Consider the following 4,024-nt stretch of genomic DNA (forward strand, 5'->3'; position numbering starts at 1 on the left):
ATTTATGCTTTTTTGGCAACGTCGTCCTTATCAGATTTTTTTGCAGTTTCTTGTTTCTCAGGTTTTGTTTCCGGTTTTTTTGCAGTTTCTTGTTTGTCAGACGTTTTTTCAGATTTGGCTTCAGACTGCTTAATCGCTTCTTTATCCAAACCATAGGATTCAGAAAGGGTACCTTTTTGGTCGGGTTTCTTTGGCGCATAATCACGTGGCGGTTCAGCATTTGTGATTTTTTCTGCGTCAGTGTTGGCTTTTGCTTTATCTGCCGTCGTTGAGTTTTCTGGCTCCTCAACTATAACTTCTTTCTGAACGGTTAACTGTGGTGTCATGCTGGACTCTATAGAGCGTGCGGTATCGGCATCACACAACGTCTGAGCACTGGTTGCCAAGTGCTTATAAACACCCCGGTAAGATTCCGTCATTTTATTAACCAAGTCAGCCGTTTCTTCAAAATGGCTAGCCACTTTGGTTTTGTAGTCTTCCAGCTCTTGTTTCGCTTCATCCAATTGTTCTTTTTCGCCTGAGTTTCCACCCGCACGACCAAGTAGATAGCCTATCAATGCACCAATAAGCAGTGCGACAATACCAATCATCCAAATATTACTCTCTTCCACAGTAAGTCCTCACTGTATATTCACGTTATATTTTTATTTGAGGCCATTTTCACTAAGCTTTGTAGTGAAGCCTGCTATTACAGTACAGAATAATAGAAGTGCCCCTAAAGCTTATTAATCCTCGTCAAGGAACTGACAACTTAACATGCTTTTAGTTTTAATTTTAGTTTTAGCCTAACTCGATTGTTTATCTTGTTGGGCCGCGTGGTGTTGTTCGCTTAAATAAAGCACTTGTTCTGATAGAACCTGCGTCGCCAGTGCGCAATCTTGTGAAGAGATAGCGGCGAATAAACGCTCATGCTGGCTATGAATAACCTCTTTCTGCCGATAACGATGTGCCACCATATTAGCCACAGGCTGCAAAGCCTCAATGACGGTATGCATGACAAAGCCTAGCATACGGTTGCCTGTTGCATTAGCGATCAAACGATGAAAATTGACGTCAGATGCGCAAAATTCTTCAGCAGAAATGCTGGGATCTGCCTGAATCCGGAGTTCGAGAAGCAAAGCGTCCAGATCTTCGGCACTACGATTCTGCGCAGCTAGCCTGCAGCAAATACCTTCAAGTTCCAAACGTGTCTGAGTGATCTCTTCCAGTGAAAAAGCATTTAATCCCATTAAAAGAGTCGTGGCTCCTGCCAATGAGTCGCTTAGGTCACTTATACTGGGGCGGTTAACAAAGGTTCCCCCGGTTGGCCCGCGTTTAGAGCGTACAAGATTTTGCGCTGCTAAGCGTTTTAGTGCTTCACGGATAGTAGGGCGTGAGACCTTGAAACGTAATGCTAGCTCGTCTTCGGTTGGCAAACGATCATCAGCTGCTAATGACCCATCGATAATAGACTGACGTATTTGGTCTGCTATTTGGCGAGAGAGGCTTTGTTGGCTGACGGGTTCAAAATCTATAGATTTCACACGGTATTACTCATAAAAAACAGAATCAGAGTATTTCATAGATTGGACTTATTGTTAAATTGTAAAACGAATATTACGGCCGCCATGTACCTAACGGTTAAGGAATAAAATAATGCAGTCAAAGCGGGCAAGGCTTGATCGTTTTTTGAGTAGTTATCTGCAGATTAATCGTAAAGATGTCAGGCTGATGCTGGCACATAATCGCGTGACGCTTGATGGTGTGGTGGCGAAGAATATTGACCAGTTGGTTGATGAGTTCTCACGTATTGTCTTGGATGGTCGGGTATTACAGACCAATAGCCGTGTTTATCTGATGTTGAATAAACCGGTGGGCGTGGTCAGCGCCACAAGGGATGAGAAGCACCGGACTGTGATTGACCTGCTGGATAACAGGGTCGATAAAAGCGCATTGCATATTGTCGGGCGTTTGGATCTGAATTCATCAGGTTTATTGCTGCTGACTAATGATGGCCGCTGGTCGAGACAGCTGACCTCGCCGCAAAATAAAGTCACTAAGGTATATCAGGTCACGTTACAAAATCCCCTTTCACAAGAGTATATCGCGGCGTTCGAAGGGGGGATGTATTTTGCGTATGAGAATATCACTACGCAGCCGGCTAAACTGCAAATACTCTCAGAATATGTCGCTCAGGTGAGCCTGACCGAAGGGCGTTATCATCAAATAAAGCGGATGTTTGGTCGATTCAGAAACCCTGTTTTGCATTTACATCGCACCTCTATTGGTGCGCTGTCACTTGACCCTGAGTTGGCGCCCGGTCAAAGCCGGGAATTAACAGCGTATGAAAGCACTCATATAAATACGCCTATTGAGCATAAATTAGCAACGGATGATGGCTGACTCTGCGACAGACCGGGAATAAATGCGTAAAATACAGCCTTTACTATAACTAAGTAACCTTTTTTCAGGAACGGTTCTCTGAACAGTTTTCTGGAAGGATTCTCTGGAAGTCCCGAATGATACGCTTAACCAATATTCAATTACCGCTTGATCACGATGAACAGGCAATCAGCAACGTTATCTTGTCTCGTTTATCTATCAAAGCTGATGATCTGGTCAGTTATAATGTGCATCGGCGCGGCTATGACGCCCGTAAAAAAACTAATATCGTCCTTATTTACACGCTGGATGTTGAGACAAAAAATGATCAAGCGCTTCTGGAAAAATTTGCAGATGATCAGTTAATCAAAGCAACACCGGACATGAGTTACCAGTTCGTAGCGCAGGCTCCCGCTAACTTGCAGGAACGTCCTGTCGTGATCGGTTTCGGCCCCTGCGGCCTGTTAGCCGGCTTAGTATTAGCGCAAATGGGCTATAAACCGATCATCCTTGATCGGGGTAAAGAGGTACGTGAGCGTACCAAAGATACCTTTGGTTTCTGGCGTAAAAAAATTCTCAACACCGAGTCTAACGTGCAGTTTGGCGAAGGCGGGGCAGGCACCTTCTCTGATGGCAAGTTATATAGCCAGGTGAAAGATCCGCATCATTATGGGCGTAAAGTATTAAGCGAATTTGTAGACGCCGGTGCGCCGGACGAAATTATGTTTGTCAGTAAGCCGCATATCGGTACCTTCCGTTTGGTTTCAATGGTTGAAAAGATGCGCGCAAAAATTATCGAGCTGGGCGGCGAAATACGTTTTAGTGCTCGGGTCGATGATGTGCAGATCGAAGCGGGGCAGATTTGCGGCGTTACGTTAGCAGGTGGCGAAGTAATCAGGTCCAGACATGTCGCCTTGGCGATCGGTCATAGTGCGCGTGACACTTTCCAGATGTTGTATGATAAAAATGTCTATATCGAAGCCAAGCCGTTTTCTGTTGGTTTCAGAATAGAACATCAGCAATCCCTGATTGATGAAGCACGTTTCGGAGCCAATGCCGGTAATGAGATTTTGGGGGCTGCCGATTACAAACTGGTGCATCACTGTAAAAGTGGCCGTTCTGTGTATAGCTTCTGTATGTGCCCGGGCGGTACTGTGGTGGCGGCGACGTCAGAGGAACACCGTGTAGTGACTAACGGTATGAGCCAGTATTCACGTGCAGAGCGCAATGCAAACAGCGCTATCGTTGTCGGTATTGATCCATCGGATTATCCGGGCGGCCCACTCGCCGGCATCGACTTCCAGAGACAGTTGGAAAGCAACGCTTACGTACTGGGTGGTGAAAACTATGATGCGCCCGCGCAAAAAGTCGGAGACTTCCTCAAAGGCGTCTCATCAGAAAGCATCGGTAGTGTCGAACCATCGTTTAAGCCGGGCATCAAGCTGACAGATCTGTCGAAAGCGTTGCCCGATTTCTGCATTGAGGCAATTCGCGAAGCTATACCGGCGTTCAACAGAAAGATAAAAGGCTTTGCACTGGAAGATGCGCTGCTGACCGGAGTCGAAACCCGCACCTCTGCGCCTATCTGCATCAAACGCGGCAAAGATTTCCAGAGTATCAATACTCATGGTCTGTTTCCGGCGGGTGAAGGTGCAGGTTATGC

The 4,024-nt window shown here is 46.0% G+C and carries 4 protein-coding genes; 2 read left to right on the forward strand and 2 right to left on the reverse strand.

What is annotated here, in order from left to right:
• Window positions 1-2: 2 nt before the first annotated feature.
• A complete protein-coding gene (locus ABY436_RS19385) occupies window positions 3-611 on the reverse strand; it encodes a YhcB family protein (protein WP_372740570.1) in 609 nt (202 codons plus the stop codon).
• Between the two features lie 174 nt (window positions 612-785).
• Complete coding sequence (locus ABY436_RS19390; RefSeq protein ID WP_372740571.1) at window positions 786-1,523, reverse strand: FadR/GntR family transcriptional regulator; 738 nt, start codon at window positions 1,521-1,523, stop codon at window positions 786-788.
• A gap of 112 nt (window positions 1,524-1,635) precedes the next feature.
• Between ABY436_RS19390 and ABY436_RS19395 the strand changes: the two genes are divergently transcribed.
• Together ABY436_RS19395 and ABY436_RS19400 are read left to right on the forward strand one after the other, a co-directional pair.
• Window positions 1,636-2,382 carry a pseudouridine synthase gene (locus ABY436_RS19395; protein WP_372740572.1) on the forward strand — a complete coding sequence of 249 codons (747 nt, stop codon included), beginning with the start codon at window positions 1,636-1,638 and terminating at the stop codon, window positions 2,380-2,382.
• Window positions 2,383-2,498: 116 nt separating this feature from the next.
• Window positions 2,499-4,024: NAD(P)/FAD-dependent oxidoreductase (locus ABY436_RS19400; protein ID WP_372740573.1), on the forward strand; the 1,526-nt coding region annotated here is incomplete at its 3' end.

The organism is Neptunomonas sp. (assembly GCF_041601355.1).
Classification (GTDB): Bacteria; Pseudomonadota; Gammaproteobacteria; order Pseudomonadales; family Balneatricaceae; genus Neptunomonas.